Below are 19,298 nucleotides of genomic sequence, written 5' to 3'. Positions count from 1 at the left end.
ACCTCCTGGCCCACATGCCGCCTTAGCTCAGTTTGGCCAGAGCGTCCGCCTTGTAAGCGGAGGGCCGTCGGTTCAAATCCGACAGGCGGCTCGAGGGATGCGTCGAACATCCCGATGCCGGACCGCGCGCTATCGTCACTCCGCGCAACTCGGTGAACGCGGGCGGAGGCGTGACGGCCTCCTCCCGCGATTCGGCACCTGGTTCTCGCGCAGGGCGCAAGCAGGTCTTACACACCAGCTCTGCAGGGTTCGAGCCCCTGGGGAACCACACCAGCCGCCAACGAGAGAGGAACGAGCGGATGACGAAGTCCGAAACGGTCGCCGAGTACCTGCTGCTGCGCGACCCGACGCTCCGCCGGCAGCCGAAGAAGCTGACCGCGCTCGTCTACCTCTCCCAGGCGCATCACCTTGCCGTGACTGGCACGCCCCTGTTCCCGGAAGCGGTCATCGCCGCCGCGGGAGGGCCCGTGCCGAACGGTCTGATCCGGGTTCGACGGCTCATGCGGCCGTGGTCGGCCGGATCCCAGTCGCCGAGGCTTCGGTCTCCGGCGCATGCCCCGATAGCTCAGTGGTAGAGCACCGCCATGGTAAGGCGGGGGTCGTCGGTTCAATCCCGACTCGGGGCTCGGAATGTGTCGGTGCGTCAACGCGGGCAAGGGAAGCAAATGCAACGGCTCGCGAAGGCGGACTGGGGGAATCTAGCGCTTGCTTTCCGGCCCTCTCGACCCCTGCAGCGGACGACCTGCGCACCGACGCTTCCCACCGAGCAGCTGCGCGACGGAGAGTGGCCTCCGCATGACCGTTGCTGCCTATCGACGCTCGGCCGAGCGGCCGTACGGGAATCGGCTGCCACCACAATTCTTCCCCACCCGGGCTTGCCAAGGGTGGGTTGCGGTACCCGCAGCAGTGCGGGTTCACGGGCGACGCCGTTACGGTCGCCCAGCTCCGGGCTCGACGGGTTTCGATTCCGTGGGTTGCTTCGATGAGAAGCGTGCCGAGGGTTGGACGGCCACCTCGCCAATCAGACCGTCCACCAAGAGATGCCAACGCTTCTCGCACCGACTACGCCCTCGCCGCTTGATGCGCGCGAGACTCATGGCGAGTCCCTCGCACACCGCAACGGGAACGGTTTCGCCCGCGGTGTCGGGGTCAGCAGCAGACGACCATGACGACCCGGTTGGGCACACCCCGGACCGTCATCACCATTGTGTCTAGACCTGCCGGCCGCGCTGTTCACCGCAGACGCCGAGGTCGAAAAGCAGCCCACGGTGAACTACGCACGTAGAAGGCTTCGTTCAGTCACGGAAGACGGGGGTTCAACTCCCCCCGGGTCCACCAACCGCTCACCCGCGGTCCCCTGCCGCGCATAGAGGCAGCATGAACACACATCGGCTCCGCTCCACCCGCGGCGGCACCATCTTCACCGTCGTCGCCGGCACGGCGCTGCTCCTCCTCGGCACCACCGCCTGCAGCACCACCACTCCTCACTCGTACGCGGAAGCGTGCGTAGCGAAGACGACGCACAAGCGTGTCGCTGACTCGAACTGCTCGGCGACACCCTCGACAAGCGGCGACGCCGCGTTCCTGTGGTACTTCTACCCGTACGGTGCGACCGTTCCCGCTGTCGGGTCGTCGTACGGGTCGGGAACGAAGAGCATCCCGTCCGGTTCCTCGGTCACGACGGGCATCCCGTCCACCGGTGGCGCCGTGTCGAAGTCCGGTGCTGTCGGCTCCGCGGACGAGGAGGACGACGAGCAGTCATCGACGTACTCGGACCCGGATGAGGACGAGAACTCCGGCGGTGGCAGCAGCGTCGATGAGGACGAGAACTCCGGCGGCGGCAGCAGCGTCGACGAGGATGAGGAGGAGAACTCCTTCTCGTCCGTCTCCGACGACGACGAGTAGGTCGTGGCGGGCTTCAGCTCGCCACCTTGGGGAGGTCGCATAGCGGTCGATTGCGCCGCCTTGGAAAGGCGGTAGACGGTGCAAGCCGTCTCGAGGGTTCGAATCCCTCCCTTCCCGCAGTGAGACCAGGGTGAGACCGGAACGTGTTCCGGTCGGCTCCCTGCCGAGTAGCGACGGTCGACCCGCCTCGGACATCTGGACCCGGATGCTGTCAGGGCGAGCGGCACCTCGCTAACTGCCAGGGCACCTCGGGCACGTGGCGGAGAGGCTGATCGCTCCGGCTTGCTAAGCCGGCGGACGTGGCAACACGTCCCGCAGGTTCGAATCCTGCCGTGCCCGCATCTTCGCCCGCCTGGCGGAACAGGTAGACGCAGCGCACTCAAAATGCGCCGCCCCCGGGAGGGGCGTGCGGGTTCGACTCCCGCGGCGGGCACACACCACCGAATCACCGGTTCCGCGCATAGGAGTCACGTCAACGAAAGGACCCCGAATGGCCAGCGACCTCCTCGAGCGTCAGCAGCTCGAGCAGACCACCGACACCGGTGACCACGACCTGTTCTCCCACTACGTGAAGAAGACCGACTTCGACCTCATCTGGTTGGAAGGCAAGCCCGCCACCGCCCTCTGCGGGAAGGTGTGGCTGCCAACGAAGGACCCGAAGAACTTCCCCGTCTGCCCGGAGTGCGCGGAGATCTACCAGCTGATGAAGCCGGAGTGACCGTGGACGACGACACGCAGGACGACTACATCCTGACCAACGACGTTGCGGAGTTCCTCGAGAACCTCGGCGTCACGGTCTAACCGAACACGGACCCGACCCGGGCCGGTGTTCTTGCCCGCCTGGCGAAATGACAGACGCGCCGGCCTTAGGTGCCGGTGCCCAAAAGGGCGTGCGGGTTCAAGTCCCGCGGCGGGTACACGATGCCCGGTTGGTGGAACCGGTAGACACGCAGGCTTGAGGGGTCTGTGCCCGGAAACGGGCGTGCCGGTTCGACCCCGGCATCGGGCACGCAACACACGACGCGCTGTAGCTCAGATGGTAGAGCGGCGGACTCATAACCCGTAGGTCGGAGGATCGATACCTCCCGGCGCGACAACACCGCACGACGCGAGGCCCGAACCTCGGCCAGTCGGCGGGACACGGGACGTCCTGGCAAGGGCGTTTGCCGACCGGTACAGCCCGTACAACCCGGTCACAGCAGCGTGATGGTCGGTTGCCACCGGCCGCTGAACATGAACGTCCGGACCACGCCGGGAAGCCCCTCATCATGGGCGTTCCGACATGCCAGACACCCGCCGTCTCGACACGCTGAGACGGCACCTCTCCCCCGCCCGTGCCCGGACGGAGGAGACATTCCCCGATGGTGTAAATGGCAGCACGACTGGTTCTGGTCCAGTTAGTCGAGGTTCGAATCCTTGTCGGGGAGCGAGAGACGCGCAGCGTCTCCATGGTGGATGTGGCGTAATTGGTAGCCGCGCCGGAATGTGAGTCCGGTGCCCGGAAGGGCGTGGGGGTTCGATTCCCCTCATTCACCCGCAACGCCCACCAGTCGGTGGGCAGGCCGGATGGCGTTCAACGCTGACCGTGATGGTTCCGGGTCGATTCCGGACCGGCCACGACGAGTCATCTAGGCAGTATCTATTCGGCGTGGAAGCAGAATCTGCACGGGTTGGGACGGAACAGCTGCCGTCGTCCAACCACCGCGATGACCGACGCATGGTGTTCGTCTCGTATGCCTCTCTAGCTCAGTGGATAGAGCACCGCACTACGGATGCGGGAGTCGGGGGTTCGAATCCCTCGAGGGGCACGCTGTCATGCCGGCGTGCAGCGCAATGCAGCGCCCCGGCGCGACACAACCGGATGCCGGGCTGATCTCCGGTATCTCGGACGGCGTCGGCCGCGAACGGCGTCGAGGAGCTTCGGTGGTGTGGAAGCACGCCTCGCTAGTTGGCGTGGAGGGTCACGGGTGGTTCGAGTCCCCCGAGAGGCACAACGCCGACGCCATGGATCCTCGGCCGGAAGCGTCGGTACCACGTCGGAATGACGGCCGACGTAAAGCATCTGTCTGATCCCCGTTGGTGTAACTGGCAGCACGCCTCGTTCTGGTCGAGGTAAGTCGAGGTTCGAATCCTTGGCGGGGAGCCGCAACATCACCTTGGCGCCGTCCGTGGCGCCTATTCCCCGTTGGTGTAACTGGCAGCACGTCGGCCTTTGGAGCCGGTAGGTCGAGGTTCGAATCCTCGACGGGGAGCCCCCACTCATCCGAACATCGCCGAGGAGGCCCGTCATGACGACACTGCAGTCCACCGCCACGGAGCGTCCCGCTGACGACGCGTGGAAGCACACCCCGCACCGGCGGAAGAACACGAAGCGGTGGTGCAAGGGCCACGTCGGCCGGGAGCACACCCCCATCATCCGCATCAACACCCGGTGGACCCGCGTCTACACGTGCGGGCTCCCCCGTCCAGGAACGTTCGACTACCTGTTCGGACGTGACCGCGACTGGACCTGCTACCACGAGGAAGCGTGCAGCAGGTGCGGAAAGGTGCTCCGCCTGTCACTCCCCAAGTCGGAGTGCCCGACGTTCCACACCGACCCGAGCTCGGTGCACAGCATCGTGAAGTCCTCCGAGAACGCGCCCTACTGAACGGCGCCCTGGCCCGTTAGTGCAGTGGCCAAGCACGCCTGGTTCTCAGCCAGGTAACACCGGTTCGAATCCGGTACGGGCTGCTTTCGCACACCACGCGTCCACCTCCGCGCATAGAGGTGACAACGGCCGGCGGCAACGCCGGCCCCTACGCCCCCATCATTTAGCGGCCAAGGATGCCGCCCTTTCAAGGCGGTCGCACGGGTTCGAATCCCGTTGGGGGTACCGGCACGGAGTCAGGAGCGATGTGAGCGTCAGCATCAGCCTCACTGAGAAAGAGGCGGAGGAACTCATGCATCTGCTTGATGACCTCCGCAACGTATCCGACATCCCAGACGAGCAGGCAATGGCCGACTCCGTCTGCGAGAAGACATTCGCCGCCTACACGCGCCCCAAGCGCCGGCGGCCCGCCACTCACCGTCGAGTGGCACCACAGACCGCGGAGTAGAGCAGTTCGGTAGCTCGCTGGGCCCATAACCCAGAGGTCGCAGGTTCGAATCCTGCCTCCGCAACCACATGCACCGGCCCACCGGCCAGCAGCCCACCCATGGCGGCGCCCTCGCCGCTACTTCATCAAGGAAAGGACAACACTATGAGCACCCCCGACCTGTAGTGAACGTCACCCCGCAGAGGGACCCAACCCGAAGGTGACGTTCGAGAGCAGGCGCCTCATGTCTCGAACACGCAAGGACACCCCTACGTGGGTCGTTCTCAACGATTCTCGCAACTGGCGTGGTGAGGACCACTCCCGGTGGCAGCACCACCGCGCCGAGTGCGACATCGACCGGCCCGCACGCGCCGGATCCCGCGGCCTCCCCCACTGCCGACACACCATGGCATGGTCCGCCGGATCCGTCGCCCAGGCGTGGGAGCACCACCGCTGCCACCGCACCGTGGACGACGTCCACCTGCGTTGGTGGAAGCCGGACCGGCACAACACCCGCGTCACCCTCGCCCGGGCGCGCGGCGGCTGGAGCGCCACCGGCACTATCGACGAGGACACCGTCCCCGTCCGTCGGCACCGCCGCAGCCCCTGGGGCGGCGGCTACTGGGACTGACACCCCCTCCGTGCCACGCAGGCGGTCATCTGCGGCTGAGGCCGCGTAGCGCATGCAGTAGAGCGCCGCCCAGAAAATGCGGAGGAACAGGCGCAAGTCCTGTCGTGGCCACAAGGTCGGAGGTACTCGATACGTTGACCTCGTGCGGATATTCACCTGGCAGATGGCGGAGGAGCTTGCTGAGGCGCACATGCGGGCTCTGGGCTTCACTGACGCTCGACGGACAGGGTCAGGCGCGGATGGTGGGATTGACGTCAGGGCGGAGCTCGCCGTGGCTCAGGTCAAGCACTTGGTGCAGCCCGTCGGGTCCCCTGACATTCAGCGCCTACGCGGTGCCGCTCACTCTGTTGCGAATGCCATCTTCTACTCCAGCTCCGGCTACTCCTCGGCTGCTCTCAAAGTCGCCGCTGATGCTGATGTCGCGCTGTTTCTATTCACGAGTGCGGGCGACGTAACCCCAGTCAACCTGCCTGCTCAACGCCTAGATCGCCGGGACGAGTACGACGAAAGCATCCGAAGATCGGACGCTTTAACTCGGTTCCAAAACGCGTTCGAGAGAGCACGCACGATGTTGGACACCGGCATAGATCTCGGGATGGCGATATCGGATCGTGGACTAGCGACAGAGGACGGTACTCTGGCAGCGGTGGGGAATCGCTTCGTCAATCGCAACCTGCGTATCGACGACGAGTGGGGATCTGCCATGCGAGAAGCCAAGGCATCCCACCCACTAAGTACCGCTGGCGCGGTCGCGTTCGCCGTGCTATTTGAAGGCATCTGCGCCGCTGCGCAGCGAAGCCTAGAGCTTTGCGAGAAGGAACTCCAAGCGATTGAAACGGTCGGCCACTAATCCCAACGCGACGCGCGAAGCCTGTGAACTTACCGCCGACCCTGCCGACGTCGCCGCATCCTCCTGAGCATGCGTCGGTCTGCTCGTCGTCTCCTTGCCTCACGGCGCTCCCCGGAGGCCATCGCCTTCTGGCCGAAGCAGCCGCACCGGCGAGCGGACGGAGTTCATCGGATGGTGTGGAAGCGGCGGTGGGCGGCGATCCGCGCGGACGCGTTGGCTCGTGCCGCTGAGCGCGGCGCAGCGCTCCAAGCGCTCGTCGGCGACTGAGCCCCGCCGACTGGTTCTTCCGCGCATAGAGGTGGTGCACGCCAACCGAGGAGACATCGTGTTCACCACCGGTTCGCCGTGTACTTCTGACCATCAGCCTGCCTCGGTAGGTTACGGGCCTGTAGCTCAGTTGGTAGAGCGCTGCTTTTGCAAGGCAGATGTCGTCGGTTCGAATCCGATCAGGTCCACGGTTCCGCTGTGGCGGGACTATCCGGATGTAGCTCAGTTTGGTAGAGCGCCCGCTTTGGGAGCGGGAGGTCGCAGGTTCAAATCCTGTCATCCGGACAACGAAAGTCAGCCTCATCACGGGAAGGATGCGTGTCGAATGCCGCAACCGGTTCTGTACCTTGATGTCGATGACTGCCTCGCCGCTGACTACGCCGGCCGGGTTTGGTCTGGTGAAACGGTGAAGCTCACCGTCACGCAGAAACTCGGCGGAGGTTTCGGCATGGTGCGGCACACCACTTTCTCCTACGCGCTGCTGGACGCCCTCAACCAGGTTGTTCAGGATTTCGGCGTTGAGCTGGTATGGCATTCGTCGTGGTGCGAGGACCTCCTCGTCGCGCGGAAACTGGTTCCGAAGTTCCGCGGCGTTCTCACCGGCGGCCGCGTCACCCCGTACCCGTGCGGGGAGGACGGGGAACTCGGCTTGTGGAAGCGTGACGCACTGCTCCGCGACCAGGCCAGCGACGAACGGCCGTTCGTGTGGGTGGATGACACTGAGGTGCCCGAGTACGGCGATGAGGTTCGCACGCTCACCACGCCGACGCCAAGCCTGCTCATCGCCCCCGTACCGGGTCTCGGGCTTACCCCCGCCCACGTGGAACTGATGAGGGAGTTCTACGCCTCCCTCGCATGATCTGCGAGGACCCGCCGTTGTAGCTCAGTGGATAGAGCGTCCGCCTCCGGAGCGGAAGGTCGCGGGTTCGAGTCCCGCCAACGGCACCGCCGCGCACATCCCGAGCATGACCGCCTTCATTGAGTCCGACCACCCCCGCGCCCGTTCCGGGAAGTTCGCCGAGAAGACGTTCACGGGTGACGCCGTCACCCTCGAGCGCGCCGGCACCACCATGGTGAACACGGACAAGCACGGGATCGTCGCCCTGGAACGAGTGCACGAGGGCCAGCGGGTCACCGTCCGCGTTCACACCTACGATGACACGCGCACCTTCCGCGGCACTGTTGACGCCGCTGACGGAGAGTTCGTCACCATCGACGCGGACGGCACCGGCGCCCGCATCACCGCGTCCCGTACCGCCAGCGGAACGTGGTTCACTGAGGACGGCGACCGTCTCCGCGCCTTCACTGAGCGCGAGCTGCCGCTGGCCGACTGGAACGACCCAGCCGCCGACGCTCCATCCCGCAACCTCCGGAAGGGCGAGACGTACGACCCAACGCCATGGGAGTTCCAGGACGGGCCGCTCGCCGGGCAGCGGTTCGCCACGTCCTTCCCCGCCGTGCAGTTCTACACACCGCCGAAGTGGAAGCCGCGCGACTCAGGCGTCTCCGCCGTCGCGAAGGACGCACTCGAGTTCGCCGACAAGTACGGCCGCGGCCGCGTATACGTCGTCGACGGGCACCGGTCCGGGCACGCCATGATCGGCGACGACGCGTACTGCTACAACCAGGAGACCGTGGACTCCCTGGTCCGCCGCGGCCTTCTCGAGGAGGACCTCGACGGCGACTCCGTCACCGTCCGACGCGGCGACTGCACCCTGTACCGCCTCACCCGGCCGGAGAAGTAGGCCCCATCGGCACCGCCGGCTGGCTGCCGCACACAGATCGGTTATGACCGCCACGTTTGTGACCTCCGACCATCCCCGCAGCACCGACGGCCGCTTCAGCGAGAAGACGTTCACCCCGTCTGCCGTCAACCTCTCCGCGCACGGGGTCAGCACCGACGGGCTCACCCCGGTGAACGTCGCGGCCGCACAGGACGGTGACCGGGCAGTGTTCAGCATCAGCGCCGGAGGTGACGACCACTTCGCCTACACCGGCACCTTCATCGCCGACACCGACGGGGTGTGCGCCATCGCCCGCCTCGACGGGAAAGACGATGAGCTCGTCCTCATCGGAGGTCAGCACGGCACCTGGTTCACCGAGAACGGACATCGGATCACTGCATTCGCCATAGCGTGATCCCGCCAGCTGCTGTTGCATTGCAGCGCCGAACTCCGCGCATAGAAGAGCCATGACCGACATCCTCATTCAGCCGCCCACGACGGAACGTGCACTCGCAACCGTTGAAACCATCCTCGACGTGCAGCCCATCCCTGACGCCGACGCCATCGAGCGTGTTCGCGTCCGCGGCTGGGACGTCGTGGTGAAGAAGGGCGAGTTCTCCATCGGCGACCCGTGCGTGTACATCGAGGTGGACTCCCACCTGGACACCACCGACCCGCGGTTCGCGTTCCTCGCCCCGCGTGGCGTACGCACCGACGCGCTGACCGGGTTCACCGGCCATGTCCTCAAGACCGCGAAGCTCCGCGGCCAGTACTCGCAGGGCATCGTGTTCCCGCTGTCCGAGTTCCCCGAGGTCGCCGGCCTCGACTTCGGCACCGACGTCACCGACGTCCTCCGGGTCCGCAAGTGGGACCCGCCGCTGCCTGCTGGTATCGCCGGTGACGTCGCTGGGAACTTCCCCGCGCAGTTCCCAAAGACGGACGAGGAGCGCATCCAGAACGTGTCGGAGCCGCTGCGCGCCCGCGACGTCGAGTGGGTCGCCACCGAGAAGGTCGACGGCACGTCGATGACGGTGTTCATCCTCGGCGACCAGGACGGTGTCGCTGGCCGCAACTACGAGTTCAAGCGGAACGAGGACCACTCCATGTGGAAGAAGGCCCTCGAACTCGACCTGCACAACCGGCTCCGCAGCGCGTTCCCGGACGCGAACACCATCGCCCTGCAGGGTGAGCTGTTCGGGCCCGGCATCCAGAAGAACCCGCTGCAGCTCCGCGACGTCACCTTCGCCGCGTTCACCCTCATCGTCGACGGGCAGGAGCTCCCCCGCGACTCCTGGCCGCAGTTCGTCCTCGACATCGCCGTTCCCGTCTACGACCTGCCGTACCCGCACACCTCGGACGAGGCGCTCGCGCAGGTCGACGGTCTGAAGTCGCTGGTGAATCCGCAGCGCAACGCCGAGGGTGTCGTCTGGCGGGCGAAGACAACGTCGAAGATCGTCGTGGACGGGAAGGTCATCCGCGCGTCCTGGAAGGCCATCAGCAACAAGTACGCGATGAAGAATGACGCGTAGCGGCTGAACGTCCCCACCCTGCATAGGAGTGGGGAGGCTTCCCACTGAGCCGATCAGTGGAACGGTCCGGCTGTCGGCAGCAGAACCTGTCCGACGGCCGGAAGCATGGGCCTGTGGCGCAGTTGGTAGCGCACCTGCATGGCATGCAGGGGGTCGCCGGTTCGAGCCCGGCCAGGTCCACGTCGTGCGTTGGGAGACGCACGGACATTGCCGTACAGGCCGTCGCACCAGCACCCGCCGGCGGGCGCCCCGCGACGGTAGAGGCGGCAGCGGTAACTCCGGACCATCCATCTGGGCAACCCGAAGTAGTACCCGTATCAAGTTGCGGCAATACCGTCGGCCACTGTTGCGGGGAAGCGACAATCCGGCCGTCGCGCACTCACGCGCGACGGCCGGGCACGCCTGTCGCGCAGCCGGTGGCGCACCTGCAGGGCATGCCGGGCACCGCGGGTTCGAGTCTGACCAGGTCCAAGCCGCTCAGTTGTTGGGCGCGGCGGCCCGCCCTTCTCATCCGATGTCGCAGGCATAGGGGACGGCGTGAAGAACTTCCTCCGCTCTGATCGCGGTGACATCGAGGACGCAGTCCTTCCCATCTGCTTGGTCATCTCCCTGTTCGTCTTCCTGATCGGCATCTTCTGGTCCTTGGGCCTGATGACGGACGATGGCTCGTCCGCCCAACACACGACGTACTGGTACGCGAAGGTCTGCTCCGACACGAAGACGTTGGAGCGGCTTCCGGACGAAAACTGCGCGGAACACGAGGTCGCCACCACGTGGGTGTACTACCGGGCCGGCCAGACGGTTCCCGCGCTCGGCGAGTCCGTTCGGGGTGCGGTCACGGAGACACCGTTCGTCCGCGACTTCACACCGGCCGTCCCCGACGCCGGCGCAGTCGTCGGCGACAACGGCTCCATCACCCCGGTCCCGCACGGAACACCCATGCCGACCGCCACCACCGTGCCCGCTGGCCCGTCCAACGGGTAGCAGGTCCACGCACACCGCGTACGACGCGGTGGAGCAGTCGCACACTCATCGTGCTCACCTTCACAGGTGGGCGCGCGCCTTTCACGCGACGCGGTGACGCCTTCAGGGGCGGAGTCCGAAGCCGTCTCCGAAGCAGCAGGCTGCGTCGGGGTGCGCAGGCCCGGCAAGGTCCGGGGAATCGAGCGGTGCAAGCCGGCCAGGGGCGACTCTGGGTCGGGCCTCTCCCGCCCGCGAACCACCTCCCGGTGCAACATCTGGGAGTCGCCCGCGGGGAGTCACGCTCCCGCGGCGGGCACATCATGGCGGCGTGGCTGAGTGGCACGTAGGCGCCCGGCTGCAACCCGGGTCACGCAGGTTCGATTCCTGTCGTCGCCTCGCACAGGAGTGTCACCGTTCCGCGCATAGAGGTCGTGACGGCGCCGCGACGGCGCCGCGGAACGGAGCAGCGCTCGTGACCAGGAACCTTTACGTCGGCGGCAACGCGTACATCTCCGCTCAGGAGCGGGGTCTCCCGCGGTACGGCCGGGTGGCCGCCATCGATGGTGAGGACGTGACGCTGGAGCTCCTCGGGACCGGGGACCGCGACGCGCAGCCGGAGTCGGCGGTGTTTCCGCTGTCCCGTCTCGAGGGCAAGGTGCCGGACACGGTGACGATCACACGGAACCCGGTCCCGTACACGCCGATGGTGCTCGGTGACGCCACTGTGCAGCTGACGTCGCTGCTCATCATCACCCCGACAGACCGGCAGAGCTGGATGTACACGCTGCCGCTTCTTGTGGTGGCGAACGCCGTCCCGGACTTCCGGGAGCGTGCGGGCTACACCGCGCTGAAGGGCGTGCATCCGTGGGCGCGAGACGAGGACGGGAAGCTGGCGTACCGGTTCCGAGCGGAACTTGGCCTGCTTCGGTTCGATTCCGCCGACGAGAGCGGGGTTACGAGGTCCGCGCTCCTCAACGAGGTCCGGTTCTACGACCCGGCCGGCGACACCCCGTGGAAGAACGCTGTGCAGGCGGACGACCGGTTGGAGAACGCCGGCTTCCCGTTCCAGCCCCCTCGGGTGCTCATGCGGGAGCTCACCGGACCGGCGCAAATCCGCCTCGAGTACGGCACGCCGGAGCAGCTGCAGGAGTCGCTGGACTGGTACCGGAACGGCTGCCGCAACTAATCGCCGCAGCAGCCGGAACTGCCCGCGCATAGAAGCGTTGTTCCCGCCGGGATGTACACCCTCCCGGCGGGAACAATCCAAGCCTGAATAGCTCAGTGGTAGAGCAACCGCATCGTAAGCGGAATGTCCCGGGTTCGAATCCCGGTTCAGGCTCCATGCCTCCGTAGCTGAGACGGAAATAGCACCCGACTTTTAATCGGGGGACGCGGGCTCGATACCTGCCGGGGGCACCCATCGGAAACAGGAACTGAACCATTCCTGTCGTTCACAACAACAATACCAGAAGGGGAAGGAGAGTTATGCGGACTAACGAGTTCGTCGTGCGCGCCAAGCGTTCGCGGGTCATCCTCGTTACCGCTCTCGTAGTTGTCGCGGTAGCGGCCGCCGTCCTCACTGCCCTGTTCGTCTCCGGAGGCGGCAGCGTGCAGCACGTCATCCCTGACGTCACCACCACGACGACACAGCTGGGCGGCGCCACGGCGCCGCCCGCGCCGCCCGGCGCCACCTCGAGCGCCGGAAGCACCTCAGGCACGGGCAGCACCACTGCGGGGACAGTGTCGGGCTCCTCGACGACCGCTGGGGCTAGCGCTGGCGGCAGGACGCCGCCGCGTGCCGCTGCTCCTGCGGTGGGGGCTATCGCTCCGGGGATCGCGGCGACCAGTCCTGCTGGTGCCGTCGCTCCGAAGCCGGTTCCTTCGCCCCTGCGCGGGACGGCACCACTGCCGGCGCCCGACGAGGCACCATCGCCCACACCGTCGGTGCGGAAGTAGGCCGCTCCGCGGTCACCGGCAGCACCACGTCGGTGAACGCAGTATCTGATGCCTGCGCTCGCCGTCGACCGTGCGGCAGTAGCTCAACTGGTAGAGCACCTCGTTGCCGACGAGGAGGAGCGGGTTCGAGTCCCGCCTGCCGCTCCATCCCGGTTCAAACGCCCGTGTGACGCCAGAACCGCCATGCATGAGCGGGAACAGGCCACGGCAGCAGTCTCCGCTCGACGATCGACGCAATCACCCACCAGACGCCGGCTATGAACCCGAGGTACATCCAGTAGCCGACAATCAGCATCCCAACACCGAGCCACCAGGTGCCGACCAGCAGCAGCCGCATGAAGCGACCGCCGGCGCGAACAGCGGGGTCGCGGCTGAGGGCGCGGAGACTGGTTCGCCGCCCGTGCGGCATTCGCGGGAACACTCGCCCGGAAAGGTAGAACGGCCCGGGTAATCCCATACTCCATCGCAACGCCACAGCCGGAACGGTAGCGGCACTCGCCCCCTTGTCGGCAGCACATGAACAACTTCGAACATTCGCTTCTGGAAGGAGCATCTCCCATGGCTGTTTTCACCACCTCAACGCGCATCCGTGATGCCATGGCCGGAAGAGCCCGGCGGACATCCGCGCGTACCTGCTCGAGCGTCACGACGCTGACCCGGACGACCTGTCCTGGCTCGCTCAGGTCGCCGACCGACTTCAGACGTCTGGCTACCAGACGCTGAACGACGTCACCGACGACGAGTTCGACGACATTGTCGCTCGCGCCGCGTAGCCGCGGCCCTGTCTTGCGCTGTGGGCTCCTCTGCCTCCGTGGCCCAACTGGACACGGCAGCCGGCTTCTACCCGGCAGACTCCGGGTTCGAGTCCCGGCGGGGGCACTGCCTTGAGTGGCTGCGCATAGACCGTTCGACCGCACCTCACGTGACGAACGGACGCAGCATGCTCGGCTCCCGCACCCGCATCGTGTACTCCGCCATCGACGACTACGTCGTCGTCGGTGTGCACACCATCCGACCGGTCCTCATCCGCATGGTCATGGCCGCACCGGTGGCGCTGCTCGGTGTGGCGTTCCTGCGCGGCCTGGACGCTTCGGGATCGGATGTCATCGGATCCGGCTGGTTCTGTGTCCTCATTGCCTGCAGCGTGTACGTCATCGTGCGGCTGCTGCTGTTTCCGAAGCCTCGAATCGCTCCGTCGTCGCCGGAGTTCGCCACGATGCCCGGCTACCGGGCTGCGGTGACTGGCCATGTCGTTGAATTGCAGCGGGTGCTCGAGGCGTATCAGGAAGCCGGCCCGCAGCCGCGTCGAACGCGGAACGCGGTCCGTCGTCTCATCGCGCAGACGCAGTACGTTGCGACGCTGCTGCTCCTCGCCGCTCGCGCGGAAGCGCCAGGCGAGATGTCGTTCTGGGAGCAGCTGGAACTGGATCACCCGGACACGTTGCAGCAGGAGCTGACCGAGCAGGACGACCGGCTCCTGCGGATGCGACGGGAGCTCCTGACGGCCCTGCGCGGCACACCCACCTCTCCCGCTACTGCCGTCTGACCCCGAACATCGAAGCGCCACGGCCCGCCCAGCGGACCGCGGCGCTCCGTCGTTCCCGGCTAGAGGAGGATGCCTTCTTCCGCGGCGCGGTCGAGGTAGCTCTTGTACGCCGACTTGTGTTCGGCGGTGACCGTCGTCCAGTCCACCCGTCGTTGGGTTCCGCCGTTCCCGTCCGGTTCGACGACGACGGCCCCGGGAACTGAGGCGATGCCGTTTCGGAGCTGTGCGAATGACGCGGCGAACCCGCGGGCGTGGTTCTCCCATGCGTACTGGAACTCGAACCGTGGTGCCGGGTTCCAGGTCGTTCCCGGCTGGAACGCCCCGGTCACTTCGATGCGTGGTGCGGCTTGCAGACGACCCAGCGACTGGGTGTCGCCCCGGCGGGTCGCCGTTTCGACCGCGTATGCGACCGCCTCGTCGTACTGGTCTGCTGGGAAGTAGGAGGGGTCTGCGGCTTCGTGCTGTGTGGTTGGCGCCGTCTCGATGAAGATGCTGGTGCCGCCTCCGCCGGGACCGAAGGTGGTGATCCCGTACACGGGCTCCTTCGCCTTCCCCCATGTCTTGTCGTCGATGACGACGACGCGTTCGGCGCGCTCTTCGATGCTTGCTTTCACCTCCGACTCCGTCTTGTGGTGCCACTGGTCGGCCTGTGACTGGTTAGCCCAGTCGTCGATGAGGTCATTGACTGCAGACCATGGCTCACCGCGGCGGTCGTCCGCGTCGGAGTACAGCTGGCCGTCGACGACCCGGTAGTTGATGACGGCGGCGTCGCTCTCCGGTCCGAGGGGGCGCGAGAACGCTGCGGGAGCGTCCTCGACGGCGATCCGGCGGATGCTCACCGTGACCGTACCGCGCTTCTCCACGGCAACTGTCTTCCGGTGCCGCTTCGAGGGGAGCTCCTGGTCGTACCAGGCGACGTCGACCTCGCGGGTGAGCGGTGCGAGGTCAACGCGGCCGGGCTGGGCGCCGAGGCTGAGGGTGACCGATTCGTCGTGGTCGTGACGGGTGTGAGCGAAGTGCCCGGCGTGGCCGGGTTCGCCGACCTGCCCCTTGTGCGCTGGTGTGGACATGTTCATGACCAGCATGTGCGCGGGGACTGCTGAACCAACGAAGCGCCGCAACACCTGGCGGCGCAGCGGCGCTCGTGGCGGCACTGGTTAGAGGAGGTATCCCTCCTCGACCGCGCGCGTGACGTAGTTCTCGTACTGCGACTTTTGATGAGCGGTGAATTTCGTCCAGTCGACCTTTCGGCGGGTGCCGCCTCGCCCGTCATCGACGACTGTGACGGCACCGGGCACCGACTCCACCGTGCTCCGCACCTCAGCGAACGCGCTCGCGAACTGTGTACTGTCGAGCGTGTACAGCGGCTCGTCGGGGAACGAGATGCGGGTCGCTGGAGTCCAGGTCGACCCGGGGATGAACCCGTTCATGGGTGTGATGCGGTTCCCCTCGTCCGGTCCGCTGACCTCGTGTCCGAACCGCCCAGCGAACGCGACTGCTTCTTCGTACTGGTCGGCGGGGAAGAAGTCGCTGCTGGCTGCCTCCTCGCTGGTGTCCGGTGCGCCAGCGACATTGATGAACGCGTAGCTCCCGCCCATCCCAGGGTTAGACACCTGATACACAGGCTCCGGCGTTCGCCTCCACGCTTCACCGTCGATGAGGACGAAGTCCTCGATCGCTTCGTCCATTTGCTGACGTACCTTCGCTGAGCCAACCGTCTCACCCCAACGGTCGGGGTACTGGGAGCCGGAGCTCTCCCTCCGGGCGATGCCGGTGACCGCGTCAGCACCGCCTGGCACGAGCCGGTACAGCTCACCGTCGATGGCTCGGAAACGGTGCTCCGTCTCCTCCTTTGTCCAGACGTCCTTGCTGATGTAGGTCATCGCTTCCGGAGCATCGGCCGCGGAGACCTGCGGGATCCGAACGATGTGGGTCCCCTCCTGCTTGATTGGAACAAACTTACGGTGACGAGAGGACGGCAGCCCCATCTCGTACCAGGAGATGCCCACCTCCTGCTCGTACGCGGGCAGGGATGCTCCCTTTCCAGCAACGCCAAGGTCGATGGTGTCGTCGTCGTGGCGGTGCGTTCCGAACTCACCGCGGTTCCCGGCTTCCCCGGTGTGGCTCTTGCGGATGATGCTGTCTGCGGTCATGACCGGCATGTGCGCGGCCGCGGCGTATTACGCGTCGTAGCCAGCTGCGCGGAGCTTCCGGACGAGGTCGCCGCGCTGCGCGTAGAGCTTCTCCATGATGTCGGGTGTGTCGCGGCCTTCGTACTTCCGATCGGCAATCTCGGTGCGGATGTCCTCGAGGAGGCCTTGCTGGAACTTCGGCTCATCCCAGAACGTCCCGACCGGCGTCTCCGGTGCGGTGCCGATCTGCTTCGTCTGCGGGATACGTTCCATGGACTCAGTATCGCCGCGTTGTGCGGCGAGTTCGAGGGCGGCGTGAACGGCGGTGCCGTATCCGGCCGGGCTGGCGGGGAACCACGGATCTCCGTGCTTGTCGGCGGCCTTGATGCCGTACCCGATGGTGGTTCTGCTGTCCTTCCCGCCGGGTTCCCCGTAGGTGCGGATCTGGTAGCCGGGTTCCGCAGTCCTCTCCCAGACGATCCCGTCGATGACGACAATGTCCCGCAGCCGCTCCTGCGCCTCCCGCTGGGCGTGGTCCTTGCTGGGATGCGTCTCCTGGCCGACACGGGATGCAACCTGCCCGAGAAGTTGTTCGGCGGTGGCGTGGGTGTCGTGGAACGGCGTCGACCAGTAGAGGGCCCCGTCGTACGTACGGAACTCGCGGACTTCCGATTCGTCATCGGTGAACTCCGACGGCACCCGGAACGTCACCGGGGCGTCCTCCGCCGCGATGACGGGGAGTGTGACGCAGATGGTGCCCGACTTCCGTTCCCGGCGGGGCTTGCGCTGCCGGCCGACCGGTGGCACCTCCTCCACCCACCAGACGGTGGCTTCCTTGCCAACCCCTGCTGGTGCGGCGAGCTGACCGAGGTTGACCTGGTCGTTGCTGCGCTTGTGGCTGCCGAAGTGGCCTCCGTTGCTGGTGGGCTCTCCGGTCTGGGACTTACGCACGAACTGATGGGTCACGCTCCGCATGTGCGCGGCAGCCCCGACGTGGTCCCGCGCATAGGGATGATGTCGGCGGCTCGCGCCGACAGAACGGATCTCTTCCATGCGTCGCTCTTCTACGTTCTCGACAGCGGTTGGTGCGCTCGTCACCGCCGTGGTCATCGTCGGAATCTGTGTCGGCATCCCCGCCATCTTCTGGGGGCCGCAGATGGTCCACGGTTTCGCCCGATGGTTCACCGCGGACGCGTTCGTCCTCATCCCCCTGCTGGTGATGGCGGTGCTCCTCGCAGCGACGTTCATCGTCCGCGGGGCCGCGGCGGGTATCGCCGGGACGTTTCTCGGCCTCGCCCTCGTCGGGACGATCATCTTCGCGTGGGTGCCGCACAACTACCAGGTTGACCGGCTGTACCTCGGGGACGTGAAGACGGTGAACCACACGGCGCCCTCGTTCGGGGAGCGCACCCCGTTCAAGGTCGCTGACACGTCATCGACGAAGAACCTCGGAAACACCACCGGCACCGCCTTGAACGTCAAGTCGTTGAACGACCAGGCGAAGAACGGCCTCTGGGATGCGTTAGTGCAGCGCCGCGGGTTCGGCGCCGGGTACGAGTCGGTTCAGTCGCAGGACATCCCGCTCTACGGTGAGGCAACCCCGTCGGATGTCACCACCTGCAACTTCTCCCGCTCCGCGAAGCTCCGCATCGGCGGTGGCCTCTGGTCCAACAGCCTCGGCCGTCACATCGACGAGCTGACCCCGCCGACAGTGACGTTCACCAAGGGCGACGTGTACGGCTTCTGCGACGGGTCCACCGCGAAGGTCGTCGTCCCCCTGTCCCGCATCGAAGGGTTCTGGAACACGTCGGAGACGTTCTACGGCGACGCCGTCTACAACGGCAGCACCGGGCAGCTCAGCATCGTCACCGCGGCGCACACCATCACCGCGCTGCCGGGCCCCGTGTACCCGCAGTCCCTCGCCGCACGGCAGCGCGCCGCGTTGCGGGCACTCGGGTCGTTCTCCGACTACTGGTTCAACCGCGCCGGCTACGACGACACCTCCTCCGACTCCGGCAACCCGGACGCGTTCAACCCGACCGAACTCGGCCTCCGCCAGACGTCCACCGGCCACGCCACGTACGTCACCCCGCTGACCCCGCCCGGGTCGTCGAACTCCGTCGTCGCCCTGTCGGTGGTGGACGCATCCGTCGGCACCCACGGCACCCGGAACCCCATCACCGTGTTCAAGTACGACAAGAAGCACGCCCGTCAGGCGAACAGCAGCGTGGCGTCCGAGGTGCGTCAGAGCAGCAGTTGGTTGACCGGCTGGGCCAGTGGGCTCAAGGTGTTCGAGATCGTTCCCGGTCGGAAGAACGAGTGGGTGGCATCCATCGGCCAGTCGCAGGGTGTCGTGTACCGCGCGGTCATCGACGAGAACGGCAAGTCCACGCTGTTCGACGAGGACGGCAACATCGTCACCTCCACCGGCACGCAAGCTGCCGGGAGTTCCGGGAACGCCTCGTCGAACGACAGCAGCATCGGCGACACCAGCTCGGCCGGCGGGGACCTGTCGAAGATGACGCCGGCGCAGCTGCAGGCGCTGGCGAACCGGATCACCGAGGAGCTGACGAAACGAGCCGCGTCCGCATCGGCTCCGACGAACAGCGTCGCTCCGTCGAGCACCGCCACGCCGCGGAAGTAGCCCGCGCACATGGGGTGCGTGACTGTCGCTTCCCGTGTTCCCGCCGGCGTCCGAGCCGGAGGTCAGTTCGCTGCTA

General features: G+C 66.4%; 19 protein-coding genes, 25 tRNA genes and 1 other RNA gene. 41 read left to right on the top strand and 4 right to left on the bottom strand.

Annotated features, from left to right (window positions below; genetic code table 11):
• Positions 1–16 precede the first annotated feature (16 nt).
• The 38 genes from DEI94_RS18890 to DEI94_RS18705 all read left to right on the top strand — a co-directional run bounded on the left by DEI94_RS18890 (position 17) and on the right by DEI94_RS18705 (position 13,047).
• Positions 17–91, top strand: a tRNA-Thr gene (locus DEI94_RS18890).
• Positions 92–299: 208 nt separating this feature from the next.
• Positions 300–575, top strand: coding sequence for a Panacea domain-containing protein (locus DEI94_RS18885; RefSeq protein WP_111025104.1), 276 nt, complete (start codon positions 300–302; stop codon positions 573–575).
• Positions 555–626 (top strand) — tRNA-Thr (locus DEI94_RS18880). Before DEI94_RS18885 ends, DEI94_RS18880 begins: the two co-directional genes overlap by 21 nt.
• Positions 627–947: 321 nt before the next feature.
• Positions 948–1,338: a transfer-messenger RNA gene (gene ssrA / locus DEI94_RS18875) on the top strand.
• 39 nt (positions 1,339–1,377) lie between these two features.
• Positions 1,378–1,905 (top strand): hypothetical protein, encoded by a 528-nt coding sequence (locus tag DEI94_RS18870; protein WP_111025103.1) that lies wholly within the window; start codon positions 1,378–1,380, stop codon positions 1,903–1,905.
• A 28-nt stretch (positions 1,906–1,933) separates the two neighbouring features.
• Positions 1,934–2,022 (top strand) — tRNA-Ser (locus DEI94_RS18865).
• 133 nt (positions 2,023–2,155) lie between these two features.
• Positions 2,156–2,244, top strand: a tRNA-Ser gene (locus DEI94_RS18860).
• Positions 2,245–2,251: 7 nt separating this feature from the next.
• Positions 2,252–2,338: transfer RNA gene (locus DEI94_RS18855), tRNA-Leu, on the top strand.
• A 57-nt stretch (positions 2,339–2,395) separates the two neighbouring features.
• A complete protein-coding gene (locus DEI94_RS18850) occupies positions 2,396–2,623 on the top strand; it encodes a DUF3039 domain-containing protein (RefSeq protein WP_111025102.1) in 228 nt (75 codons plus the stop codon).
• Between the two features lie 116 nt (positions 2,624–2,739).
• Positions 2,740–2,822 (top strand) — tRNA-Leu (locus tag DEI94_RS18845).
• 6 nt (positions 2,823–2,828) lie between these two features.
• Positions 2,829–2,914, top strand: a tRNA-Leu gene (locus DEI94_RS18840).
• A 12-nt stretch (positions 2,915–2,926) separates the two neighbouring features.
• Positions 2,927–2,999: transfer RNA gene (locus DEI94_RS18835), tRNA-Met, on the top strand.
• A gap of 261 nt (positions 3,000–3,260) precedes the next feature.
• Positions 3,261–3,332 (top strand) — tRNA-Gln (locus tag DEI94_RS18830).
• Between the two features lie 24 nt (positions 3,333–3,356).
• Positions 3,357–3,440 (top strand) — tRNA-His (locus DEI94_RS18825).
• Positions 3,441–3,640: 200 nt separating this feature from the next.
• A tRNA-Arg gene (locus DEI94_RS18820) sits at positions 3,641–3,713 on the top strand.
• A gap of 262 nt (positions 3,714–3,975) precedes the next feature.
• A tRNA-Gln gene (locus DEI94_RS18815) sits at positions 3,976–4,048 on the top strand.
• 36 nt (positions 4,049–4,084) lie between these two features.
• A tRNA-Gln gene (locus DEI94_RS18810) sits at positions 4,085–4,157 on the top strand.
• A gap of 36 nt (positions 4,158–4,193) precedes the next feature.
• Positions 4,194–4,553, top strand: a complete 360-nt coding sequence (locus DEI94_RS18805) for a hypothetical protein (RefSeq protein ID WP_111025101.1) — start codon at positions 4,194–4,196, stop codon at positions 4,551–4,553.
• Between the two features lie 10 nt (positions 4,554–4,563).
• A tRNA-Glu gene (locus DEI94_RS18800) sits at positions 4,564–4,636 on the top strand.
• Positions 4,637–4,705: 69 nt separating this feature from the next.
• Positions 4,706–4,778 (top strand) — tRNA-Glu (locus DEI94_RS18795).
• A gap of 22 nt (positions 4,779–4,800) precedes the next feature.
• Positions 4,801–5,001, top strand: coding sequence for a hypothetical protein (locus DEI94_RS18790; protein ID WP_111025100.1), 201 nt, complete (start codon positions 4,801–4,803; stop codon positions 4,999–5,001).
• A tRNA-Met gene (locus DEI94_RS18785) sits at positions 4,992–5,068 on the top strand. The genes DEI94_RS18790 and DEI94_RS18785 overlap by 10 nt, the downstream gene beginning before the upstream one ends.
• Positions 5,069–5,386: 318 nt before the next feature.
• Positions 5,387–5,611, top strand: a complete 225-nt coding sequence (locus DEI94_RS18780; protein WP_111025099.1) for a hypothetical protein — start codon at positions 5,387–5,389, stop codon at positions 5,609–5,611.
• 142 nt (positions 5,612–5,753) lie between these two features.
• Entirely contained in the window at positions 5,754–6,461 is a 708-nt protein-coding gene (locus DEI94_RS18775; RefSeq protein ID WP_181441666.1) for a restriction endonuclease, read from the top strand.
• A 382-nt stretch (positions 6,462–6,843) separates the two neighbouring features.
• Positions 6,844–6,916 (top strand) — tRNA-Ala (locus DEI94_RS18770).
• A gap of 23 nt (positions 6,917–6,939) precedes the next feature.
• A tRNA-Pro gene (locus DEI94_RS18765) sits at positions 6,940–7,013 on the top strand.
• Between the two features lie 40 nt (positions 7,014–7,053).
• Positions 7,054–7,587: an HAD domain-containing protein gene (locus tag DEI94_RS18760; RefSeq protein ID WP_111025097.1), complete on the top strand. Its 534-nt coding sequence runs from the start codon at positions 7,054–7,056 to the stop codon at positions 7,585–7,587.
• A gap of 13 nt (positions 7,588–7,600) precedes the next feature.
• Positions 7,601–7,673, top strand: a tRNA-Arg gene (locus tag DEI94_RS18755).
• Positions 7,674–7,693: 20 nt separating this feature from the next.
• Entirely contained in the window at positions 7,694–8,473 is a 780-nt protein-coding gene (locus tag DEI94_RS18750; RefSeq protein WP_111025096.1) for a hypothetical protein, read from the top strand.
• Between the two features lie 43 nt (positions 8,474–8,516).
• Positions 8,517–8,867, top strand: a complete 351-nt coding sequence (locus tag DEI94_RS18745; protein WP_146249348.1) for a hypothetical protein — start codon at positions 8,517–8,519, stop codon at positions 8,865–8,867.
• A gap of 52 nt (positions 8,868–8,919) precedes the next feature.
• Positions 8,920–9,981 carry an RNA ligase (ATP) gene (locus tag DEI94_RS18740; protein ID WP_111025094.1) on the top strand — a complete coding sequence of 354 codons (1,062 nt, stop codon included), beginning with the start codon at positions 8,920–8,922 and terminating at the stop codon, positions 9,979–9,981.
• Between the two features lie 107 nt (positions 9,982–10,088).
• Positions 10,089–10,161 (top strand) — tRNA-Ala (locus DEI94_RS18735).
• A 357-nt stretch (positions 10,162–10,518) separates the two neighbouring features.
• Positions 10,519–10,965 (top strand): hypothetical protein, encoded by a 447-nt coding sequence (locus DEI94_RS18730; protein ID WP_146249347.1) that lies wholly within the window; start codon positions 10,519–10,521, stop codon positions 10,963–10,965.
• A gap of 301 nt (positions 10,966–11,266) precedes the next feature.
• Positions 11,267–11,340, top strand: a tRNA-Cys gene (locus DEI94_RS18725).
• A 76-nt stretch (positions 11,341–11,416) separates the two neighbouring features.
• A complete protein-coding gene (locus DEI94_RS18720) occupies positions 11,417–12,130 on the top strand; it encodes a hypothetical protein (RefSeq protein WP_111025092.1) in 714 nt (237 codons plus the stop codon).
• Positions 12,131–12,211: 81 nt separating this feature from the next.
• Positions 12,212–12,286: transfer RNA gene (locus DEI94_RS18715), tRNA-Thr, on the top strand.
• 1 nt (position 12,287) lies between these two features.
• Positions 12,288–12,360, top strand: a tRNA-Lys gene (locus DEI94_RS18710).
• Between the two features lie 612 nt (positions 12,361–12,972).
• Positions 12,973–13,047, top strand: a tRNA-Gly gene (locus tag DEI94_RS18705).
• Between the two features lie 7 nt (positions 13,048–13,054).
• Here DEI94_RS18705 and DEI94_RS18700 read toward each other — a convergent pair.
• On the bottom strand, positions 13,055–13,375 hold the full coding sequence (locus tag DEI94_RS18700) for a hypothetical protein (RefSeq protein ID WP_146249346.1): 321 nt from the start codon (positions 13,373–13,375) through the stop codon (positions 13,055–13,057).
• A gap of 330 nt (positions 13,376–13,705) precedes the next feature.
• Here DEI94_RS18700 and DEI94_RS18695 point away from each other — a divergent pair.
• Together DEI94_RS18695 and DEI94_RS18690 are read left to right on the top strand one after the other, a co-directional pair.
• Positions 13,706–13,779: transfer RNA gene (locus DEI94_RS18695), tRNA-Arg, on the top strand.
• Between the two features lie 43 nt (positions 13,780–13,822).
• Positions 13,823–14,446, top strand: coding sequence for a hypothetical protein (locus DEI94_RS18690; RefSeq protein WP_146249345.1), 624 nt, complete (start codon positions 13,823–13,825; stop codon positions 14,444–14,446).
• Between the two features lie 59 nt (positions 14,447–14,505).
• On the opposite strand, the gene DEI94_RS18685 is transcribed toward DEI94_RS18690, so the two are convergent.
• From DEI94_RS18685 to DEI94_RS18675, 3 genes are all read right to left on the bottom strand, one after another.
• Entirely contained in the window at positions 14,506–15,522 is a 1,017-nt protein-coding gene (locus DEI94_RS18685) for a DUF8359 domain-containing protein (protein ID WP_146249344.1), read from the bottom strand.
• A gap of 81 nt (positions 15,523–15,603) precedes the next feature.
• Complete coding sequence (locus DEI94_RS18680) at positions 15,604–16,599, bottom strand: DUF8359 domain-containing protein (RefSeq protein WP_146249343.1); 996 nt, start codon at positions 16,597–16,599, stop codon at positions 15,604–15,606.
• A gap of 27 nt (positions 16,600–16,626) precedes the next feature.
• The gene (locus DEI94_RS18675; protein ID WP_284183755.1) at positions 16,627–17,544 is read right to left on the bottom strand and encodes a DUF8359 domain-containing protein; all 918 of its coding nucleotides are present in this window, start codon (positions 17,542–17,544) and stop codon (positions 16,627–16,629) included.
• Between the two features lie 85 nt (positions 17,545–17,629).
• On the opposite strand from DEI94_RS18675, the gene DEI94_RS18670 reads away from it, so the two are divergent.
• Complete coding sequence (locus tag DEI94_RS18670; RefSeq protein WP_146249341.1) at positions 17,630–19,222, top strand: hypothetical protein; 1,593 nt, start codon at positions 17,630–17,632, stop codon at positions 19,220–19,222.
• Positions 19,223–19,298: the final 76 nt, after the last annotated feature.

The sequence above is a fragment of the Curtobacterium sp. MCBD17_040 genome (genome assembly GCF_003234805.2).
Taxonomy (GTDB): domain Bacteria; phylum Actinomycetota; class Actinomycetes; order Actinomycetales; family Microbacteriaceae; genus Curtobacterium.
This window is presented reverse-complemented; position numbering and strand designations above follow the sequence as displayed.